Origin of the sequence: Weizmannia sp. FSL W8-0401 (assembly GCF_038009125.1) — a bacterium.
Taxonomy (GTDB): domain Bacteria; phylum Bacillota; class Bacilli; order Bacillales; family Bacillaceae_C; genus Weizmannia; species Weizmannia coagulans.
Genome location: NZ_JBBPAG010000001.1, coordinates 1,670,725 through 1,690,132, shown reverse-complemented (window position 1 = coordinate 1,690,132; position 19,408 = coordinate 1,670,725). Strand labels below are relative to the sequence as shown.

The window sequence follows — 19,408 nt, the reverse complement described above, 5'->3', positions numbered from 1 at the left end:
GGAAAGGAAATGGCCGGCAAGGTGGATATTCTCGCTTTCGGGGCCCATGCCGACGATGTCGAAATCGGCATGGCGGCATCCATTGCCAAATGGGCATCGATGGGGAAAAAAATTGCGATATGCGATTTGACAGAAGCGGAGCTGTCTTCGAACGGGACGGTTGAAAACCGCAAAAAAGAGGCACAAAAATCGGCAGCTTGCCTCGGGGTTAGAGAAAGAGTAACGCTGAAATTGCCGGACCGCGGCCTTTTTATGCAAGCGGACGCTATCCGCGCGATTACCGGTGTCATCCGGAAGTTTCAGCCGGATGTCGTGTTTGCGCCTTTTCATGAAGACCGCCATCCCGATCACGGTAACTGCGGCAGGCTTACAGAGGAAGCCTTTTTTTCGGCCGGCATCAGGAAATACCGTTCTGAACCGGATCTTCCTTCCCATAAACCGAAACATCTTTATTTTTATATGGTAAACGGTTTTCATCCGCCCGATTTTGTCGTCGATGTCACCAACTTTATGGACAAAAAACTTGAGAGTCTCCATGCCTATGAAAGCCAGTTTTCGATTCGGGAAAGAAGTGTCCATACCCCGCTTACGGATGGCTATATTGAAGCGGTCACTGCGCGCGAGAGGATGTTCGGGAAAGAGCTCGGGGTGAAATATGCAGAAGGGTTTTTAAGCAAAAAACCGGTTCTTGTGAATTTGGATGTGCTCGACTTATGAAAAAGTTAAAAATTGGGATTACGTGCTATCCGACCGTAGGCGGATCCGGCGTCATTGCAACGGAACTTGGCCAGCTGCTTGCCGAAAACGGCCATGAGATCCATTTTATTACCTCGAGTGTCCCGTTTCGGCTCAATAAAATGTATCCGAATATTTATACCCATCAGGTAGAAGTGAACCAGTACGCCGTCTTTCAATATCCGCCTTATGATATTGCACTTGCCTCTAAAATCGCAGAAGTGGCGGAAAGGGAAAAGCTGGATGTGCTCCATGCCCATTATGCGATTCCACACGCCATCTGCGCCATTCTCGGCAAAATGATGGCCGGTACCCGGATGAAAATCGTGACCACCCTGCACGGCACAGACATCACCGTGCTCGGGTATGACCCGTCGCTTGTCTCCGCCATTCGGTTCGGGATTGAACAGTCGGATGCAGTGACGGCGGTTTCCGATGCACTTGTCCGGCAAACGTATGATTTGATCCGGCCGCAGAAAAACATTTCGACGGTTTATAATTTTGTCGATGAACGCGTATACCGGAAAATGGAGGCAGGCCATTTAAAACATGATTACGGCATTTCGGAAAAGGAAAAAGTGCTGATTCACGTTTCCAATTTCCGGGCGGTAAAGCGCGTGCCCGATGTCGTCAAGGCTTTTGCGAAAGTGCGGGCACAAATGCCGGCAAAACTGCTCCTTGTCGGCGACGGGCCGGAAATGACCGTCGTCTCCCGGCTCGTTGCCCAATGCGGTATAGAAAAAGATGTCTTGTTTTTAGGAAAGCAGGAGCGGCTCGAGGAGCTGTACGCAATCAGCGATTTGATGTTGCTTTTATCGGAAAAGGAAAGTTTCGGCCTTGTTGCGCTTGAAGCGATGGCGTGCGGCGTCCCGTGCATTGGCACCCGGGTCGGCGGGATTCCGGAAGTGATAACAGACGGGATGAACGGCTATTTGTGCGGGCTGGGCGATGTTGAAGCCGTTGCCGGAAAAGCCATCCGGCTGCTTGAGGATCCGGGCCTTTATGCTGCGTTTTCGAAAGCGTGCGAAAAGACGGTAAAAGATAAATTTTATTCCCGCAACATTTTGAAACAATATGAACAAATATATGAACAAACGGTAAATGAGGTTGATGGACATGCTCCCGCCATTTCAGACGGCGCTTCCCATTATCCGGACGCTTGAAGACGCAGGGTTCCAAGCTTTTTTTGTCGGCGGTTCGATCCGCGATAGCCTGCTTGGGCGGCCGGTGCACGATGTCGATATTGCCACCTCGGCGAAACCGGAAGAGGTAAAGGCACTTTTTACACATACTGTCGACATCGGCATTGAACATGGAACAGTGCTTGTATTGTATAAAGGAAACCAGTATGAGATCACGACGTTCCGGACCGAGTCGGTATATAAAGATTACCGGCGCCCGGAATCGGTTGAATATGTGGACTCATTGCTTGAAGATTTAAAACGGCGCGACTTCACGATGAATGCGATGGCGATGGATAAAAACGGGAAACTGATTGATCCGTTTGCAGGCAGTGAAGCCATCCGGATGAAGCGGATTGAAACGGTCGGATCCCCTGAAGAAAGATTCCGGGAAGACGCGCTTCGGATGATGCGGGCCGCCCGGTTTACGAGCCAGCTCGGTTTTTGGATTGAAGACGGGACGAAACAGGCCATCAAGCGCCATGCACCGCTTATCCGGCATATTGCCGTTGAGCGGATTACCCAGGAATTTATCAAATTGCTGGAAGGAGAGCATCCGTATGAAGCGCTGCAACTGCTTCAAGAAACCGGGCTGCTCGGGTTTCTGCCCGGTCTTTGCGGCAGGGAAGCGCAGCTTTTTTCTGCCCTGCACCCGGTGTTAAACGAATTGTCAGAACAACAGCTTTGGGTGTACCTTGTTGCCGCCGCAAACCCGGAAGATGCCAACGCTTTTTTGCGAAAATGGAAACTGCCGAATGAAAAACGGAAAGCCATCGTGCGTACGCTCGGCTTTTTCAGGATGCGCGCCGGGCGAAAGTGGGATCCGCTTATGCTCTATGATGCCGGCGAGCAAACGGCAGTGGATGCTGAAGCGGTTTTCTGCGCTTTTCGCCGCGAAAACCCGGCGCCCCGCATTGCCGCCCTCCGGCAGGCTTTCCGGGAATTGCCAGTGAAAAACCGCAGCGAGTTGGCCATCGACGGAAAAAAGCTGATGGCGCTTTTTTCGAAAAAAGGCGGCCCGTGGCTGAAAGAAATGCTTCGTGAGATTGAAAAAGCGCTGATAAACGGCGAAATCGAAAACCAATATGAGGCAATCCGGAGGTGGGTTTTGTGCAAATATCCACAAGAGAAAAAATAATAGAACTGCTGACGGAAGCAGGGGACGGCTTCGTATCGGGAGAAACGCTGGCGAAAAAACTGAACTGCTCGCGGGCGGCAGTTTGGAAGCATATGGAAGAGCTGCGCAAAGAAGGTTTTGAATTGGAAGCGGTCCGGAAAAAAGGGTACCGTGTTAAAGCAACGGGCGATAAAGTGACGGAAAATGAAATCCGGTACGGGCTCGGGACAAAACGGCTTGCAAGAAACATCCATTACCGGGAAACGATCGATTCGACCCAGCGGCTCGCGCACCAGCTCGTACAAAGAGGCTGCCCCGACGGCACGCTTGTTATCGCTGAGCAGCAAACGGGGGGAAGGGGCAGGCTCAGGCGGTCCTGGTACTCCCCTAAATATACCGGTATCTGGATGAGCATTGTCCTGCGGCCGGATCTTCCGCCGCAAATGGCGCCACCGTTTACGCTCATTGCCGCCGTTGCTGTTGCGCAGGCAATCGAAGAAACGGCAGGGATTGTGCCGGAGATCAAGTGGCCGAATGACCTGTTAATCGGCGAAAAAAAATGCGCAGGGATCCTGACAGAGCTTGAAGCGGACACAGACCGGATCCAGGCCGTGATTACAGGGATCGGGATCAATGTAAACGAAACCGATTTCCCGGAAGCCTTAAAACCGATCGCAACATCCCTTTCCCTTGCCTCGGGCAAAAAGGTAAAACGCGCGCTGCTCGTCCAGCGCATACTTGAAAAATTGGAAAAATACGAGGAAATTTATCTCAGGAACGGCTTTGCGCCGCTTAAAATTTTATGGGAAAGCTATGCCAATGTGGTAGGGAAAAAAATCACGGCGCATACGTTTAAAGGGGATATTTCAGGGCGTGCGGTCGGCATCACGGATGACGGCGTGCTCCAGCTTGAAGGGGAAGACGGGCAGATGCATGCCATTTATTCCGCAGATATTGAAATCGAACGTTAAAAAATTGACAAAATTTTTGGCCGGATATAGCGCAATCCGGCCATTCCTGTTATAATCAACTTGGGTAGTATCTATTTCGGAACTATACCATTTCAGATTTTTATACAAAATAGATTCTGCCTTGATCCTTAAACGGACGGGGACAGAGGGTCAAAATGAACAATTGAAAAAACAGGGAGCCCGTCTGTCCAGTGATGGGCTCCTTTTTCCAATTGTTTGTTTCCTCTGCACCGGTCAATCCATGACAGGTGAGGAGTGTTGGAAAATGAAACAAACGACGGATTTTGTGAAGATGAAGGCGCAAGAAGAAAAAATTGCAATGGTGACCGCCTACGATTACCCTTCTGCAAAGCTTGCAGAAGAAGCGGGCGTCGACATGATTCTTGTCGGCGATTCGCTCGGCATGGTCGTGCTCGGCTATGATTCGACCATTCCGGTGACCGTGGCGGATATGGTCCACCATACGAAAGCGGTCAAGCGCGGGGCGAAAAACACCTTTGTCGTCACCGACTTGCCGTTTATGTCGTACCATTTGAGCCGTGAAGAAACATTAAAAAACGGCGCCCGCATTATTCAGGACGGCGGGGCCCATGCCGTAAAACTGGAAGGTGGGAAAGAAGTTGCGGCTCACATTGAAGCGCTTACGGAATCGGGCATCCCGGTGATGGCCCATATCGGGCTGACGCCGCAAAAGGTCGGGATTTTCGGCGGCTATAAAGTCCAGGGAAAAACAGCGGAAGCCGCCAAAAAGCTGCTGGAAGATGCGAAAGCGTGCGAGGAGGCCGGCGCTTTCGCCGTCGTCCTGGAATGCGTCCCGCGGCAGCTTTCGGAAGAAGTGACATCCGCCCTTTCCATTCCAACCATCGGAATCGGGGCCGGGCTTGGCGTAGACGGGCAGGTGCTTGTATTCCATGACCTGGTGAAATACGGAAGCGAAAAAGTGGCAAAATTTGTGAAGCAATTTGCCGATGCGGATGCCGTGATGCACAGCGGGCTCCGCCAATATGTACAGGAAGTAAAAAATCGGGCGTTCCCTGAAGAAAAGCATACGTACACGATGAAAGAAGAAGAGCTGGCAACACTGTACGGGGGGCGTGCAAAATGAAAACCGCACAGGCGATGAGCGTTGCAGAAACGAAGCGGGAAATCCGGACGCTTGTATCCCGGTATAAAAAAGAAGGCAAGTCGATCGGGTTTGTCCCGACGATGGGCTATTTGCATGAAGGCCATCTCGCCTTGGCAAAGCAGGCAAGAAAAGAAAACGATATTGTCATCATGAGCATTTTTGTAAACCCGCTCCAGTTCGGGCCAAATGAAGATTTCGACCGGTATCCGCGCGATGCGGAAGGGGACCGGCATAAAGCGGAAGCAGCCGGCGTTGATGTATTGTTTATCCCGTCTGTTAAAGAAATGTATCCGCGCGCTTTATCGGTTCAAATAAAAGTGACAAAGGGGACGGATGTCCTTTGCGGAAGAAAGCGGCCGGGCCATTTTGACGGCGTGGCGGTAGCCCTTTCAAAACTGTTTCACCTCGTCCAGCCGGACCGCGCTTATTTCGGGCTGAAAGATGCCCAGCAGGCGGCCGTTGTTGAAAATCTTGTCCGCGATCTGGATTTTCCGGTTGACATTGTCCCGTGCCCGATTGTGCGCGAACCGGACGGCCTTGCAAAAAGTTCGAGAAACGTCTATTTATCGGAGGCGGAGCGGAAAGAAGCGCCCGAAATATACAAAAGTTTGCAATTGGCAAACAAAGCGGTTGAACAGGGAGAGAGAAACCCGGAAAAAGTGATTTCCCTTGTGAAAGCGCATCTTTCCGCGCATCTGTCCGGGAAAATCGATTACGTGGAATTGTATTCTTATCCTGAACTCGAACCGGTCCAGTCCATACATGGGCGCTGTATCCTCGCAGTCGCCGTCCAATTTGAAAAAGCGCGGCTCATCGACAATATCATTTTTGCAGGATAAACAACAAGAATAGGGAGGGATTGCTTTGCTACGGACTGTGATGAACGGAAAAATCCACCGGGCAACCGTAACGGAAGCGAATTTAAACTATGTCGGAAGCATCACGATTGATGCCGATTTGCTGGATGCTGCGGGAATGGCGCCCAATGAGAAAGTGCAAATTGTGAACAATTACAACGGGGCGCGATTTGAAACGTACATTATCCCGGGTGAAAGGGGATCCGGTGTCATCTGCCTGAACGGCGCGGCCGCCCGGCTTGCACAACCCGGTGACATTGTGATTATCATTTCGTACGCCCTTTTGACGGAAGAAGAAATGAAAAACCACCATCCGAAAATTGTTCTGCTTGATGCAAAAAACCGGATTGAAAAAATGTTATCGGAAGAACCGGCTTCCACGATTCTGTAGGGGGAAAACCGCACCTGCTTTTTCGGGCAGGGCGGTTTTTCAATTTCTGCAGCCTGGTTGTGGCGAATGATCGATTTTATGTTAAAATAGTACAATATGGAAGAAACGGGGCAATTATTTTTAGTCAGGTGATGTTATGCAGCGCTATGTAGTCGTAGATCTTGAAACAACAGGAAATTCAGCAAAAAAAGGCGATCGCATCATCCAGTTTTCCGCTGTTGTGGTTGAAGGCCGGGAGATCAAAACGCAATTTACAAGCTTCGTCAATCCCGAAAAGCCGGTACCGCCGTTTATTTCGGAATTGACCGGGATCGATAACGGCATGCTTGAAGAAGCACCGGTATTTTCGGAGATCGCCCCGCGCATCATGGAAATTTTGGAAGGCAGCATATTTGTCGCCCACAATGTGCTGTTTGACCTACCGTTTTTGCAGCAGGAATTAAAGGCTGCGGGGTTTCCGCCGTTTCGCGGGCCGAGCCTTGACACCGTTGAATTTTCGAGAATTGCATTTCCAACTTTAAACAGTTATAAACTGGGGGATCTGGCCGATTCTTTGTCCCTTTATCATGAACGGCCGCACCGGGCGGACAGTGATGCTTTTGTTACGGCAAAGCTGCTTCTTGCCTGCATGGAAAAGTGTGCGTCCCTTCCTGTCGTCACACTTGAACAACTCGTGCCGCTTTCTTATTCCTTGAAAAGCGACCTTGCCGGCATTTTTGAGGATATACTGGAAGAGAAACGGCGGTATATCGAGCATTTGCCGCCGGATATGGAAGTATACCGGGGCATCGCATTAAAACGGAAAAGCCTGCCTGCGGATGACGGCCCGCGCGAGATTGGCCGTTATCCGCAGGATGCGGCTGAAAAAGAATCCTGGTTTGCGGCTTCAGGTACCGGGATGGAGGCGCGCCCCGCCCAATTTGAAATGATGGACCATGTCCGGGAAGCTTTTTCTGCTGAGGAGCATGTCGCATTGGAAGCAGGCACGGGCATCGGCAAATCCCTTGCCTATCTTGTGCCGGCCGCTTTCCAAGCGATTTCGGAACAAAAACCGGTGTTAATCAGCACGTATACGGTTGCGCTTGAGCACCAGCTTTTAAATAAGGAAATCAAAAGGCTTGAACAGATGCTGAAAACCCCGGTCAGGACCGTGTTGCTAAAGGGGAGAAGCCATTACCTGCATTTGTTTAAGTTTGAACAGTCGTTAAAAGAACCGGACCGGCAGTACGACGCCGTATTTGCCAAAATGCAAATCCTGGTCTGGCTTACAGGAACAGAAAGCGGCGATCTTGACGAGCTTCATTTATCCGGCGGCGGAAAACATTTTTGGCAGCGGATTAAACAGGACGGCTGGCATACGGATAAAAAAGATCCGTGGAAATCGCGGGATTTTTATCTTCACGCCAAAGCCTGCGCAGCCTCTGCTGACATCGCCATCACGAACCATGCGATGCTGTGCGCGGAACTTGAAAGGGACCAGTCGGTGTTTGACGGATTTCAATACGTCATCATTGATGAAGCCCACCGCCTTGAACAAGCGGCCCGGGAAACGATCGGGAAACGCGCAAGTTACAACCAAATGAAATATATGATGGCAAGGCTCGGCCTGTATGAGCAAAAACAGCTGTTTTACAAATTGGAAAAAATGATGGAAAAATACGGGCTAAAAGCCAGACTGCACGCGTTTGAATGTGATGCAATCCTGCAGGGGCTTGATGCCGAGCTCGATGATTTATTCGGCATGCTCGCCCAAAAAGTGATGCGCGCGAAGCGGGAAACAAACGGTTACCAGAAAATCAAATTAAGAATTAAAAAAGAAAACTGGAAACAAAAAGCATGGCAGGCGGTCCTGCTCTGTACGGAACGGGTCAGGGCGTCCATGAAAGAGATTTCGCAGGCATTGGAAGAAAGGCTTTCGCAGTTGCTTTCCGAAAAACAGATGAAAGAACAGACACTCGCTTTTATCGAAGAAATGTACAGCTTTTTGGAAGATTGGCGCCTTTTGCGCGAGAACCTGGCCGTTTTCGCCGGCCAAAACGGCGGGGATGAAAATGTCGTCTGGGTGGAAGGAGATTTGCGCGCCCTCCCGAACAGCCTTGTCATCTATTGCCAGCCGGTGCATGCCGGAGAAACGTTGCAAAAAGCTTTTTTTTCGCAAAAAAAGAGTGTCGTGCTTACTTCCGCGACATTGACCGTTGGCGGAAGCTTCCGCTATTTTCTGGGCGAGACGGGGCTTTCGCACACCACAAAAACGGTCCGCATTCCGTCGCCTTTCCGCTTTGACAGGCAGGTGCAGTTTATTATCCCGAACGACCTTCCTGATATCGGATCCGCCAGTATGGAAGACTTTGCGGAAAAAATGGCAGGTTATCTGCTTGCCGTTGCGGAGGCCACAAAGGGCAGGATGATGATTTTATTTACATCCTTTGATTTGTTGAAAAAGGTGTACCACCTGATGAAAGAAAGCGGAATGCTTGAAGATTATATGCTCATCGCCCAGGGCATATCAAGCGGCAGCCGGTCGAGGTTAACGAAAAGCTTTCAAAAATTTGACAAAGCGATCCTTCTCGGTTTAAGCAGTTTTTGGGAAGGGGTTGACATCCCTGGCGATGACCTTTCCTGCCTCGTGATGGCCCGCCTCCCGTTTTTGCCCCCGGATGAGCCGGTTATAGAAGCAAAGTCCGATTATTTCAGGGCAAAAGGGAAAAATCCGTTTTCCGCTTATGCGTTGCCCGAAGCCGTGCTCAGGTTCAAACAAGGGTTTGGCAGGCTTATCCGGACGCGCCATGACCGCGGCATTTTTCTTGTCCTGGACCGGAGGATTGAAACGGCCACATACGGGCCGGCGTTCATAAAATCGCTGCCGCCGGTCCGCATCAGGCACCTGGATCTGAACGGGACGCTTGAGGCCATTGAAAGCTGGCTGTAAAAAAAGTGCTGCGACAATGCAGCACAAAACAGGGTGGACCGGAAAAATGATCAAATGCATCATTTTTTCATTCATTTTTGCTGTATAATGATGAAGGAAATGATTCTAAGCTTAGGATGGCCTGCATGGGAACTGATATGAATGACAATATCTGCTTAAAAGGATTTACGCCATGGAAAATGAGGGTTCGGAATGAAAAAAGCACTGATCTCAATTTGCATTTTGGTCATCGTGATAGCCGGATTTGCGGCAGAGACTTATTGGAAAGCACGGAAACCGTATCATGAAGCATACAACAAAGCGGCCGCTGTTGCCAAAAGCAAAGCCGGCATCCGGGCTGCCGATGCATTTTATCTTTACAATGGCAAGAGCACCTATTATGTTGTCGTGGGGAAAGGCAAAGGCGGGAAGAAAAAAGCGATTTGGATCCCTGAAAAGAAACCGAAACGTGTGACCGTCCTAGACTTGAATACCGGCATCTCAAAACAGGATGCAGTGAAACAAGTGGTGCAAAAAAGGCAGCCGGATAAAATTTTATCTGTGCGGCTCGGCATGGAAAGCCAGGTTCCCATTTGGGAAGTTGCTTATATAAAAGGAAACAGCCTCGGCTATGATGAGGTTCCTTTTTTAAAAAAATCCAATTGATCCGTTTGGAGAGGTGAATCGTATGAAACTGGCATCAAGGGTAAGTGCATTAACGCCGTCATCCACGTTGGCGATTACGGCAAAGGCAAAAGCAATGAAGGCGCAAGGCATCGATGTGATCGGCCTTGGCGCAGGTGAACCCGATTTTAATACACCGAGGGAGATTATCGAAGCCGCGTATCAGTCGATGCTGGACGGCCAGACGAAGTATACCCCGGCTGGCGGAATGGCATCGCTGAAAGAGGCCGTCATTGAAAAGTTCCAAAAAGACCAAGGGCTTCGCTTTAAAGCAAATGAAATCATCATTACCAACGGGGCAAAACACGCCTTGTATACATTGTTTCAGGTGCTGCTCGACCAGGGCGATGAAGTGATCATCCCGTCTCCTTACTGGGTAAGCTATCCCGAGCAGGTAAAGCTTGCGGAAGGCGTCCCGGTCTTTGTAGAAGGCAAAGAAGAAAACCAGTATAAAATAACGCCGGAGCAGCTGGAAAAAGCCGTATCACCACGGACAAAAGCGTTTGTACTCAACTCTCCCGGCAATCCGACCGGCATGATGTATACAAGGGAAGAACTTGAAAAACTCGGCGAAGTCTGCCTGAAACACGATATTTTGATCGTGTCGGACGAAATTTACGAAAAATTGGTGTACGGCGGCAGCCGGCATGTCTCGATCGCCACCATTTCACCGGAACTGAAAGCACAGACGGTGATCATTAACGGCGTCTCAAAATCCCATTCCATGACCGGCTGGCGGATCGGCTATGCGGCCGGGAACAGGGAAATCATTAAAGCGATGACAAATCTTGCCAGCCATTCGACTTCCAATCCGGCAACGCCTTCCCAGTTCGCGGCACTCGCCGCATACAGCGGGGACCAGCGTGCCGTGGAAGAGATGCGCCAGGCTTTCGAGGCACGGCTCAATGCAGTTTTTAACCGGCTGGTTGAAATTGACGGGATTACCTGCATCAAACCGCAAGGCGCTTTTTATTTATTTCCGAATGTGAAGGAAGCCGCAAAGCTGACCGGTTTTCAATCGGTTGACGCATTTGTGGAGGCTTTGCTCGAGGAAGCGCGCGTTGCCGTTGTCCCGGGTTCAGGTTTCGGCACGGAAAACAATATCCGGCTTTCTTATGCCACTTCTTTGGAAAATCTTGAAGAAGCGCTTAAGCGGATCAAACAGTTCGTGGAAACACGGAAAAAAGCATGAACCTTTGGCTTGTTTCCTTTTTCCGCCTTTGTTTAGTATAATGGATTCCGGTACATATGGGAGACAAGCCGGAAATTGTTTTGGAGGGAAATACCGTGAAAATCACCATTTCAGAAGTACACCAGCATATCGGGGAGGAAGTGACGATCGGGGTCTGGCTGAACAATAAACGTTCAAGCGGCAAAATTGCCTTTCTCGAGCTGCGTGACGGGACAGGCTTTATACAAGGCGTGGTCGTAAAGAACGAAGCCGGGGAAGAGGTCTTTCAAACGGCAAAATCGATGAGCCAGGAAACTTCTTTTTACGTTACCGGAACAGTCCGGGAAGATGCCCGCTCCCCGTTCGGCTACGAGCTCCAGGTGGCCGGTATTCAGATCATCCATGAAGCCGTAGATTACCCGATCACACCAAAAGCGCACGGGACCGAATTTTTAATGGACCACAGGCATTTATGGCTCCGTTCCCGCCGCCAGCACGCTGTCATGAAAATCCGGAACGAAATCATCCGGGCGACGTATGAATTTTTCAATATGAACGGGTTTACGAAAATCGACCCGCCGATTTTAACCGGCAGTGCGCCGGAAGGGACGACCGAGCTGTTCCATACGAAGTACTTTGATGAAGAAGCCTATCTTTCGCAAAGCGGGCAGCTTTACATGGAAGCGGCAGCGATGGCATTCGGAAAAGTATTCTCTTTCGGCCCGACGTTCCGCGCTGAAAAATCGAAAACGCGCCGCCATTTGATCGAGTTTTGGATGATCGAGCCGGAAATGGCTTTTTATGAACATGAAGACAGCCTGAAAGTGCAGGAACAGTATGTTTCCTATATCGTCCGGTCCGTTTTGGAAAACTGCAAACTCGACCTGCACCGGCTTGGCCGCGATACTTCAAAGCTTGAGCAAGTGTCGGCGCCGTTTCCGCGGATTACGTATGATGACGCCATTGAATTGCTCCATGAAAAAGGATTTGAGGATATCAAGTGGGGCGAAGATTTTGGCGCGCCGCATGAAACCGCAATTGCCGAAAGTTTCGACAAGCCGGTGTTCATTACGCATTATCCGGCTGCAATTAAACCGTTTTACATGCAGCCGGATGCTAAGCGCCCGGAAGTCGTGCTGTGCGCCGATTTGATTGCGCCAGAAGGGTACGGAGAAATCATCGGCGGCAGCGAGCGGATCAATGACTATGATTTGTTGCTGAAACGGATCAAAGATTTCAATCTGTCGGAAGAGGCGTACAAATGGTATCTTGATTTACGAAAATACGGTTCTGTTCCGCATTCCGGCTTCGGGCTGGGCCTTGAGCGGACGGTTGCCTGGATTTCGGGCGTTGAGCATGTGCGCGAAACGATCCCGTTCCCGAGGCTTTTGAACCGGATCTATCCGTAATTGAAAAAAACGGCTGCAATAACGGTGTGCAGCCGTTTTTCTTTTCAGATGGTTTTTTCAATTTCCTTGCCGTTTTTAAACTGCTATACTTACATTGAGGTGTCCGACATGGATAAAGATCTTTTGCTTGCCTGGTGGGAAGAAGGGGTATTGACCGTCCCCCAGCTCTTATTGAAAAAATACAAACAGCTTGGCCTGAATGAAACGGAACTTGTGCTTTTGCTGCAAGTTTATTCTTTTTTAAAAGAGGGAAATGCGTTTCCGACGCCTGAAGATCTGGCAGGCAGGCTTACCATTCCGGAAAGTATGTGCGTTTCGATTTTGCGGCGTCTAATCCAGCATCAGTTTTTGTCCATTGAAGAAGGGGAAGGGGAAGGCGGCATCCTGTATGAAAAATATTCGATCATGCCGCTGTGGGCGAAACTCGCCGATGAATTTATCTATGAGAAAAAACAGGACGAGCTTGAAAAAAGCGTAAATGAAGAAACCGATTTATACACCACGTTTGAACAGGAGTTTGGCAGGCCGCTGTCGCCGCTCGAATGCGAAACATTGGCGATGTGGATTGACCAGGACGGGCAATCCTCTGATTTGATTAAAGCTGCCCTGCGTGAAGCCGTTATCTCCGGCAAACTGAATTTCCGCTACATAGACCGCATTTTGTTTGAATGGAAAAAGAACGGTATCCGGACGGTGGATGAAGCACGCGAATATGGAAGGAATTTCCGCAAATCGTCAAAACCGCAAGCAGAAAAACCGAAAACGACCAATCCGGTGCCGTTTTATAACTGGCTTGAACAATAAAAGGTGACGATAATAATTTTATGTAAACTAGTTACGGGAGTTTGAGAGATGCTGACAAAACAACAAATCCGGCATTGCCTTGAGACAATGGGGGAAATGTTTCCGGATGCCCGCTGTGAATTGAATCATTCAAATCCTTTTGAGCTGCTGATCGCGGTAACATTATCCGCCCAGTGCACCGATGCGCTCGTCAATAAAGTGACAAAAAATCTGTTTCAAAAGTATAAATCCCCGGATGACTATATTGCCGTGCCGCTTGAAGAACTGCAGCAGGACATCCGGTCGATCGGGCTTTACCGCAACAAAGCAAAAAACATCCAAAAACTTTGCCGGATGCTCATCGAGGAATACGGGCGGGAAGTGCCGCAAACGCGGGAAGAACTGATGAAACTGCCCGGCGTCGGCAGAAAAACGGCAAACGTTGTCCTGTCGGTTGCTTTTGGCATTCCGGCCATTGCTGTCGATACCCATGTAGAGAGAGTTAGCAAACGGCTCGGCTTTTGCCGCTACAAAGACAGTGTATTGGAAGTGGAACAAACCTTAATGAAAAAAGTGCCGAAAGAGGAATGGTCGATCACGCACCACCGGATGATCTTCTTCGGCCGCTACCATTGTAAGGCCCAGCGCCCGCAATGTGAAATCTGCCCGCTTCTTGACCTGTGCAGGGAAGGAAAGAAACGGATGAAATGGAAAGAGAACAAGAAATAACAATACAAAAAGCATGGAGAACTGATTCTCCATGCTTTTTTGGTGCGAACCGGCGGGAGCACAGGAAGCGATCAATCACGTGCTTTTTTATTCAGAACCGGTATCTTTATTTGCGGGCGTGCTGCCCGAACTGTTGTCGCCTTTATTAGAATTGTTCCCGCCGTTCGTATTGGTTCCCTTGGTTTCGTTTGAACCGCTGCTTCCGTTTCCATTCGTGCCTGTTCCGTTGTTTGCCGGGCTGCCGTTTCCGCTTGAAGTGCCAGTGCCTGAACTGTTTCCCGGACTGTTGTTGTTATCTTTGCTGCCGTTTCCGCTGTTTTCCGAGCCGGTTCCGTTTGAATTTCCGCTGTTTGTTCCCTTGTCTGAGCCGGTGTTGTCTTTGTTTTCGCCGGACTGATTGGTGTCAGTACCGGGGTTATTGTTTGCATCCGGTTGTTTTTGGGCATTGTCTTCCGGTTGCTTGTTTTGGTTATCATCCGCCTTCGTGTCCGTGCTGCCCCCCGGAACCGTTACACTCGTGGATGCCGCTTTGCTTTTCACGCCATTTACCGTGGCGGTGACATTGAAGACATACGTTGCGCCCGCTTTCGGATTTGCGACGGTGATCGATTTTCCTGAAGTCGAACCGAATGACGCCGCGCTGCCGTTTATTGTACCGGATACGTTAAAGGTCGCATCTGACCCTTTATAATCCCAGGTTACCGTAATTTTATTGCTGTCTGCATCATACGCTGCGTGAACATTTGCCGGCGCATCCTGGGTGACGGATTTTTTATCAATCGCCGTATCGATATGACCGCGGATATACAATTCGCTGCCTATTCTGACGACACTTTTCGGCATCGTAAAGTCAGGGGTCTCTTTTCCTTCCGATACATAACGCATCAAGTGGCGGTAAATTTGCTGCGCAACCGTTTGATACGGCCTTGTGACGCCGTATTTTTTGCCTTTCTCACTTTCGTAGCCGGTCCATACTGCTAACGAATATCTTGTCGTGTAGCCTGCAAACCAGGAATCCTGTACGGACGAACTCAGAATCCCGTATTTTGCCAGATCGTTTTTATCAAAATTCGTGGTGCCTGTTTTACCGGCGGCAGGCAATCCCGGAATATGGGCGGTTATCCCGGTGCCCTTTGTCAGCACATCCTTCAGCACGTCCGTGATCATATAAGCCGTATAGTCGCTCATGGCGATTTTGGACTGGACATGCGGTTTGATTTCCGTGACGCCGTCGCGCAGGACAATTTTTCGGATGGCATGCGGCTTGTTGTATATGCCTTCATTGCCGAATGCGGCGTAAGCGGAAGCCATCTGCAGCGGTGAAACTTGCACCCCTCCGCCGATGGATGAAGATTCAACGATGTCTTTGCTGTTTAAATTAAGGCCGAGTTTTTTTGCAAAACGGATGGCCCTTTCCTTGCCGACTTCTTTATATGTTTCATAGGCAGGAATATTCCGTGATAAATACAGTGCCTTGCGCATGCTCATCTTGCCAAGGAACCGGTTATCCCAGTCATTAATCGGCGTTCCGTCTGAATAAGTGGTTGCCACATCGTTCAATCGGTGCCCGGTTGACCAGTGCAAGTATTCAATCGCCGGCCCGTAGTCAAGAATCGGTTTGATTGTTGATCCTGGCGAACGCTTCGTATCAACGGCATAGTTGAAGCCACGGTCAAGTTTCATATTGCGCCCGCCGCCGAGCGCACGGATTTCGCCTGTTTTCGTATCGATCAGGGCAATGCCGGCCTGCATTTTTTTATCCGGATAATTGATGATCGAATTGGTGTTTAAGATCTTTTCCGTATATTGCTGTGCGGAAGAATCCAGGGTTGTATAAATGGTTAAACCGTCGGCATATACATTATAGTTCCCGAGTCTCTGCACTTCCTTAATCACTTCATTGACAAAAGCAGGATATTTGTTCGCGTTAGTATTCCGCTCTTTTTCTTTCACCAGCCCGGCCGAAACCGGGGCGGCCTGCGCTTTTTCCATTTCATCCTTTGTTATTTTGTGGTTTTTGTACATCATATAAAGGACAATATCTCTTCTTTTCTTTGTCAGATCCGGATGGTCAAACGGATTATAATTATTCGGGCTTTGCGGCATGCCGGCCAGCACGGCAATTTCCGGCAGTGATAATTTGCTTAAAGATTTGCCATAATAATGTTCAGCAGCTGTCTCAAAGCCGAAAACACCGTCTGACATATAGACTTTATTGACATACATTTCAAGGATCTCATGTTTTGTGTATTTCCGCTCAAGCTGAATCGCAAGCCATGCTTCCTGGGCTTTCCGCTTTAATGTTTTTTCGTTTTTATTGTTCAGCGCCATGGAAACGACCTGCTGCGTCAGGGTGCTGGCCCCCTCGGACCCGAAACCTTTGGTAAAGTTTGCAACCACCGCGCCCCCGAGCCGTATCGGGTCGATCCCGTGATGCTGGTAGAACCGTGCATCTTCCGTCGAAAGAATCGCGTTTTCCATCTGCTTTGGAAGCTCTTCATAATCGATATATTTCCGGTTCTGTGCCCCGAGCGTTGCGACTGTTTTGTTGCTTTTATCCTTGATCACCGATGGAATCGGGTCGGATAACTGCTTCTTCGTCAGTTTCGGGGAGCTGCTTGCGTAATACGCAAAAGTGCTGATGCCCGCAATGACCCCGGCTAGCCCGAGAATAAAGCAGACGAGAATGAGCCGCTTTATAAATGTTAAAAATTTGTTTTTCGGTTTTTTCCTTTTCTTTTTATGTTGATTTGCCTGCATTTGTTTCCGGCGTTCTTCGCGGGATTGGTATTTTTCTGCCATGCTCAGCATTCCTTTCTTCTAAACCTGAAAAAGCCGATTTAGATTCAAAACATATTGTTGCCGGATCCGTCAATCATCCGGCCGGGCAACAACTATAAAGCATACAATTGCTTTAAAATGGCGATGTAATCAATTCTCGGCCGGTATCCGACCGGTATAGGATGCCCGTTTGCTTCAATTTCTTCTTTTTTTATCGATTTTCTCCCTCCGGCAAGCATTCTATCCCAATAAAAAAATAAATGGCGGGATTCCAGCAAAAAAATTTCTTCTCCCTTCGCAAAACGGAGAATGACAAAGCAAATCCCGCCTTGCGCTACCACCTGTTTCATATGGGTGATTTGATGCTCATGGAAGTTATGAAGCGGAAAAGAAGTATGGTTTTGCGTTTCCTTTGCTTCAAAGTCTATATATTTACCGTTCATCACCCCATTGTAATCGGTTGTGGACGGCTGTTTAAAATAGGCTTCTTTAATGACGGCTGTGCTCCGTGACTGGTAATCAACCTGGACAATCTGGATCGGGGTCGGTTTTTTATGGATAACGGCAATGCCTTCCTGCAAATAATAAGCATTGGTTTCATTCAGATCCTCTTCCAGTGTCATCCCCCGGTTGCCGTATAAAATTTGGTTCGCATTTTTCCGTCCGGCTTTGTTTTTTTCCCCTTTATACCTTTTTCCGTTTGGATAACGCAATTCCATGTTCCCTCACCTCATAAGCTAAATTATATCATAGCAGAACAGACAAAGAATATGTAATAAAAAAACAGTCTTTCGGCCCCTTTGCACCGGCGGGGGACAAGGAACCGGCCTGCCCGGCTTTTTTCGCTAAAAACAGGCAAAACAAAAAGCAAGGAAATGTTTCCTTGCTTTTTGCTTTCATTAGGTGGAAGGGCGGTCAGGGCCGTTCAGCTTCTTATCTCCTTTCGCCAAAGACCCTTTTTGTTCCTGTGCTTTTTTTTGTTGTTGCGCTTTGTTATCATTCGTTTTCATGGAAATCCGCCTCCTGAAATTGGTGTCACCGGATTTTCCGGCATATTTATTGTTTGCAGTTCCGCCTTTTGCATACATGCCGGCACGAAAGTTGACGCAGCCAGAAAAAATGTGCTCGAAATGGAGACATGCTGTCGAAAGGAAACACAAAATGAAGAAACCCGTTTTCTTTGCCGAATTGCTTCTAGTTTTGTCAGACATGAAGGGACCGGGCCGCCTGGCAGAGAATGAATAGGCATGTTGAAATTCAGGGGGGAAAACAAATGATACCGAAAGCCGCATTTTTAAACGGGCTGGAAAAAATGGAACAGGCGCTGGAAAACATCGGGACAGGGATCCGGCATAAGGCGGAGAAGGAAGCAAGAAAGCAGTCTATAAAGCAGTGGTACCGTTTAAAAAAAGCAGAAATGAGGCTGGACCATTTGGAAAAAAGGGCGGAAGCATTCAGAAAAACATACAGGGCGGAAAGCTTGCGGATTGATGAAAACAAAAAAACTTCCTAAAATGAAAGAAGTCTCCCGTGAAGAACCCGGCAAAGGGAGAATATCCGGTTAGAAAGGTGAACAAAAATGGAAGACGGACAATTACAAGCGTTAAACCAGCAGCTGATTGCGTACACGCATGAGCTTTATGACCTGTACCAGGAAGTAAAGGAAACAGGGGAGGAAAAGGATTTTTTCAGCGAAGTCAAGCCTTTTTGCGATACGTTGCAGGATGCCATTGACAGGTGGCTCCCGGCTGCAAAAGCATGGGTGGAAGCCCGGAGGCCGGCGCATCTTTTTCCATCCCAGCTTGAACATACGGCCGAAAATTTGCAAATGGTTGCGGTGCGTGCTTTTTACCCGTCATCCAGCCGCAAAATGATGCTCGATCATTTCCAGTCAGTAAAATATATTCTCCAATGCTTGCAGGAAGCATTGGAGAAATCGTAATCGATAGGGACATATCACCAATTGTCGGATGCCACATACATTATTGGTGAAGCAGGCAGGAGGCGATGGCAATGCGCGTTATGCAAGACCCTTACGCAAGCAGGCGCACAAGAAGCACAGGCCGGTATCCTGCAATGCCGGGGGCCGGTCCGTATTACCCGCAGTTTCCATATCCCGGGCAGCATTCCCCGCATGTGTTCGGATACCCCCCGGCGCCGTATCCATACGGCCAGCAAACGAGCGGGTATGGCCATGCCTGGCATATGCACGGACAAAGTGGCCAGCATGCCGGGGAAGAAGCGGCCATGCATTTGTTCGGGAACCCGCTGGAGGCCGCTGAAAAGCCAAACACACAGCACGATGCGGCAGGGTTCGCCCATCCGTACCCGCATCAGCCTGTTCCGCTAAAGCCGCCGCAAATGGTGGGATCTTTTTTGAATTCCTTCAAATCCCAGGACGGCTCCATCGATTTTAATAAAATGGTCAATACTGCCGGACAGATGATCAATGCGATTAATCAAGTGTCATCGATGATCAAGGGGCTCGGGGGCCTGTTTACAAAATAGGCTTCCGGGCCGTTTTGCTTAAAAAGGGCGAAAAACGGAAAAAACCGGGACGCTCCC

Annotated in this window: 19 protein-coding genes; 16 read left to right on the top strand and 3 right to left on the bottom strand. The window is 49.3% G+C overall.

Features of this window, described 5'->3' with window-relative positions:
* Nucleotides 1-9 precede the first annotated feature (9 nt).
* The 13 genes from bshB1 (at nucleotide 10) to nth (ending at nucleotide 14,062) form a co-directional block, all read left to right on the top strand.
* Nucleotides 10-717 carry a bacillithiol biosynthesis deacetylase BshB1 gene (gene bshB1 / locus NSU00_RS08095; RefSeq protein WP_013859486.1) on the top strand — a complete coding sequence of 236 codons (708 nt, stop codon included), beginning with the start codon at nucleotides 10-12 and terminating at the stop codon, nucleotides 715-717.
* A complete protein-coding gene (bshA, locus tag NSU00_RS08090) occupies nucleotides 714-1,898 on the top strand; it encodes an N-acetyl-alpha-D-glucosaminyl L-malate synthase BshA (RefSeq protein ID WP_251459566.1) in 1,185 nt (394 codons plus the stop codon). Before bshB1 ends, bshA begins: the two co-directional genes overlap by 4 nt.
* Nucleotides 1,852-3,054: a CCA tRNA nucleotidyltransferase gene (locus NSU00_RS08085; RefSeq protein ID WP_340703588.1), complete on the top strand. Its 1,203-nt coding sequence runs from the start codon at nucleotides 1,852-1,854 to the stop codon at nucleotides 3,052-3,054. The genes bshA and NSU00_RS08085 overlap by 47 nt, the downstream gene beginning before the upstream one ends.
* Entirely contained in the window at nucleotides 3,027-4,004 is a 978-nt protein-coding gene (locus NSU00_RS08080; protein WP_340703587.1) for a biotin--[acetyl-CoA-carboxylase] ligase, read from the top strand. The genes NSU00_RS08085 and NSU00_RS08080 overlap by 28 nt, the downstream gene beginning before the upstream one ends.
* A gap of 265 nt (nucleotides 4,005-4,269) precedes the next feature.
* Nucleotides 4,270-5,109 (top strand): 3-methyl-2-oxobutanoate hydroxymethyltransferase, encoded by an 840-nt coding sequence (gene panB / locus NSU00_RS08075; RefSeq protein ID WP_017553045.1) that lies wholly within the window; start codon nucleotides 4,270-4,272, stop codon nucleotides 5,107-5,109.
* A 14-nt stretch (nucleotides 5,110-5,123) separates the two neighbouring features.
* Nucleotides 5,124-5,969 carry a pantoate--beta-alanine ligase gene (gene panC, locus NSU00_RS08070; RefSeq protein ID WP_340703921.1) on the top strand — a complete coding sequence of 282 codons (846 nt, stop codon included), beginning with the start codon at nucleotides 5,124-5,126 and terminating at the stop codon, nucleotides 5,967-5,969.
* A 25-nt stretch (nucleotides 5,970-5,994) separates the two neighbouring features.
* Complete coding sequence (gene panD, locus NSU00_RS08065; protein ID WP_014098184.1) at nucleotides 5,995-6,378, top strand: aspartate 1-decarboxylase; 384 nt, start codon at nucleotides 5,995-5,997, stop codon at nucleotides 6,376-6,378.
* Between the two features lie 136 nt (nucleotides 6,379-6,514).
* On the top strand, nucleotides 6,515-9,307 hold the full coding sequence (dinG, locus tag NSU00_RS08060; RefSeq protein ID WP_340703586.1) for an ATP-dependent DNA helicase DinG: 2,793 nt from the start codon (nucleotides 6,515-6,517) through the stop codon (nucleotides 9,305-9,307).
* 192 nt (nucleotides 9,308-9,499) lie between these two features.
* On the top strand, nucleotides 9,500-9,952 hold the full coding sequence (locus NSU00_RS08055) for a cell wall elongation regulator TseB-like domain-containing protein (RefSeq protein ID WP_207368230.1): 453 nt from the start codon (nucleotides 9,500-9,502) through the stop codon (nucleotides 9,950-9,952).
* A gap of 22 nt (nucleotides 9,953-9,974) precedes the next feature.
* Nucleotides 9,975-11,162, top strand: coding sequence for a pyridoxal phosphate-dependent aminotransferase (locus NSU00_RS08050; RefSeq protein ID WP_340703585.1), 1,188 nt, complete (start codon nucleotides 9,975-9,977; stop codon nucleotides 11,160-11,162).
* Between the two features lie 95 nt (nucleotides 11,163-11,257).
* The gene (gene asnS, locus NSU00_RS08045) at nucleotides 11,258-12,550 is read left to right on the top strand and encodes an asparagine--tRNA ligase (RefSeq protein ID WP_061574525.1); all 1,293 of its coding nucleotides are present in this window, start codon (nucleotides 11,258-11,260) and stop codon (nucleotides 12,548-12,550) included.
* Nucleotides 12,551-12,658: 108 nt separating this feature from the next.
* Complete coding sequence (locus NSU00_RS08040) at nucleotides 12,659-13,354, top strand: DnaD domain-containing protein (RefSeq protein WP_340703584.1); 696 nt, start codon at nucleotides 12,659-12,661, stop codon at nucleotides 13,352-13,354.
* A gap of 48 nt (nucleotides 13,355-13,402) precedes the next feature.
* Complete coding sequence (gene nth, locus NSU00_RS08035) at nucleotides 13,403-14,062, top strand: endonuclease III (protein ID WP_340703583.1); 660 nt, start codon at nucleotides 13,403-13,405, stop codon at nucleotides 14,060-14,062.
* 87 nt (nucleotides 14,063-14,149) lie between these two features.
* Here nth and NSU00_RS08030 read toward each other — a convergent pair whose 3' ends face one another.
* The 3 genes from NSU00_RS08030 to NSU00_RS08020 all read right to left on the bottom strand — a co-directional run bounded on the left by NSU00_RS08030 (nucleotide 14,150) and on the right by NSU00_RS08020 (nucleotide 17,853).
* Nucleotides 14,150-16,864, bottom strand: coding sequence for a PBP1A family penicillin-binding protein (locus NSU00_RS08030; RefSeq protein ID WP_340703582.1), 2,715 nt, complete (start codon nucleotides 16,862-16,864; stop codon nucleotides 14,150-14,152).
* A 92-nt stretch (nucleotides 16,865-16,956) separates the two neighbouring features.
* Nucleotides 16,957-17,562, bottom strand: a complete 606-nt coding sequence (gene recU / locus NSU00_RS08025; RefSeq protein ID WP_013859472.1) for a Holliday junction resolvase RecU — start codon at nucleotides 17,560-17,562, stop codon at nucleotides 16,957-16,959.
* Nucleotides 17,563-17,742: 180 nt separating this feature from the next.
* Nucleotides 17,743-17,853, bottom strand: a complete 111-nt coding sequence (locus NSU00_RS08020) for a hypothetical protein (protein WP_017553035.1) — start codon at nucleotides 17,851-17,853, stop codon at nucleotides 17,743-17,745.
* 263 nt (nucleotides 17,854-18,116) lie between these two features.
* Here NSU00_RS08020 and NSU00_RS08015 point away from each other — a divergent pair, with 263 nt between their 5' ends.
* The 3 genes from NSU00_RS08015 (at nucleotide 18,117) to NSU00_RS08005 (ending at nucleotide 19,351) form a co-directional block, all read left to right on the top strand.
* On the top strand, nucleotides 18,117-18,356 hold the full coding sequence (locus NSU00_RS08015; RefSeq protein WP_328197548.1) for a hypothetical protein: 240 nt from the start codon (nucleotides 18,117-18,119) through the stop codon (nucleotides 18,354-18,356).
* A gap of 66 nt (nucleotides 18,357-18,422) precedes the next feature.
* Nucleotides 18,423-18,785 (top strand): YppE family protein, encoded by a 363-nt coding sequence (locus tag NSU00_RS08010; RefSeq protein WP_340703581.1) that lies wholly within the window; start codon nucleotides 18,423-18,425, stop codon nucleotides 18,783-18,785.
* A gap of 71 nt (nucleotides 18,786-18,856) precedes the next feature.
* Complete coding sequence (locus NSU00_RS08005; protein WP_340703580.1) at nucleotides 18,857-19,351, top strand: YppG family protein; 495 nt, start codon at nucleotides 18,857-18,859, stop codon at nucleotides 19,349-19,351.
* Nucleotides 19,352-19,408 lie beyond the last annotated feature (57 nt).

What these genes read in the sequence shown, in the direction of transcription:
- bshB1 (WP_013859486.1), top strand. Translation starts at nt 10, where the DNA reads ATGGCCGGCAAGGTGGATATTCTCGCTTTCGGGGCCCATGCCGACGAT.
- bshA (WP_251459566.1), top strand. Translation starts at nt 714, where the DNA reads ATGAAAAAGTTAAAAATTGGGATTACGTGCTATCCGACCGTAGGCGGA.
- NSU00_RS08085 (WP_340703588.1), top strand. Translation starts at nt 1,852, where the DNA reads ATGCTCCCGCCATTTCAGACGGCGCTTCCCATTATCCGGACGCTTGAA.
- panB (WP_017553045.1), top strand. Translation starts at nt 4,270, where the DNA reads ATGAAACAAACGACGGATTTTGTGAAGATGAAGGCGCAAGAAGAAAAA.
- panC (WP_340703921.1), top strand. Translation starts at nt 5,124, where the DNA reads ATGAGCGTTGCAGAAACGAAGCGGGAAATCCGGACGCTTGTATCCCGG.
- dinG (WP_340703586.1), top strand. Translation starts at nt 6,515, where the DNA reads ATGCAGCGCTATGTAGTCGTAGATCTTGAAACAACAGGAAATTCAGCA.
- NSU00_RS08055 (WP_207368230.1), top strand. Translation starts at nt 9,500, where the DNA reads ATGAAAAAAGCACTGATCTCAATTTGCATTTTGGTCATCGTGATAGCC.
- NSU00_RS08050 (WP_340703585.1), top strand. Translation starts at nt 9,975, where the DNA reads ATGAAACTGGCATCAAGGGTAAGTGCATTAACGCCGTCATCCACGTTG.
- NSU00_RS08040 (WP_340703584.1), top strand. Translation starts at nt 12,659, where the DNA reads ATGGATAAAGATCTTTTGCTTGCCTGGTGGGAAGAAGGGGTATTGACC.
- nth (WP_340703583.1), top strand. Translation starts at nt 13,403, where the DNA reads ATGCTGACAAAACAACAAATCCGGCATTGCCTTGAGACAATGGGGGAA.
- NSU00_RS08030 (WP_340703582.1), bottom strand. Translation starts at nt 16,864, where the DNA reads ATGGCAGAAAAATACCAATCCCGCGAAGAACGCCGGAAACAAATGCAG.
- recU (WP_013859472.1), bottom strand. Translation starts at nt 17,562, where the DNA reads ATGGAATTGCGTTATCCAAACGGAAAAAGGTATAAAGGGGAAAAAAAC.
- NSU00_RS08020 (WP_017553035.1), bottom strand. Translation starts at nt 17,853, where the DNA reads ATGAAAACGAATGATAACAAAGCGCAACAACAAAAAAAAGCACAGGAA.
- NSU00_RS08015 (WP_328197548.1), top strand. Translation starts at nt 18,117, where the DNA reads ATGATACCGAAAGCCGCATTTTTAAACGGGCTGGAAAAAATGGAACAG.
- NSU00_RS08010 (WP_340703581.1), top strand. Translation starts at nt 18,423, where the DNA reads ATGGAAGACGGACAATTACAAGCGTTAAACCAGCAGCTGATTGCGTAC.
- NSU00_RS08005 (WP_340703580.1), top strand. Translation starts at nt 18,857, where the DNA reads ATGCGCGTTATGCAAGACCCTTACGCAAGCAGGCGCACAAGAAGCACA.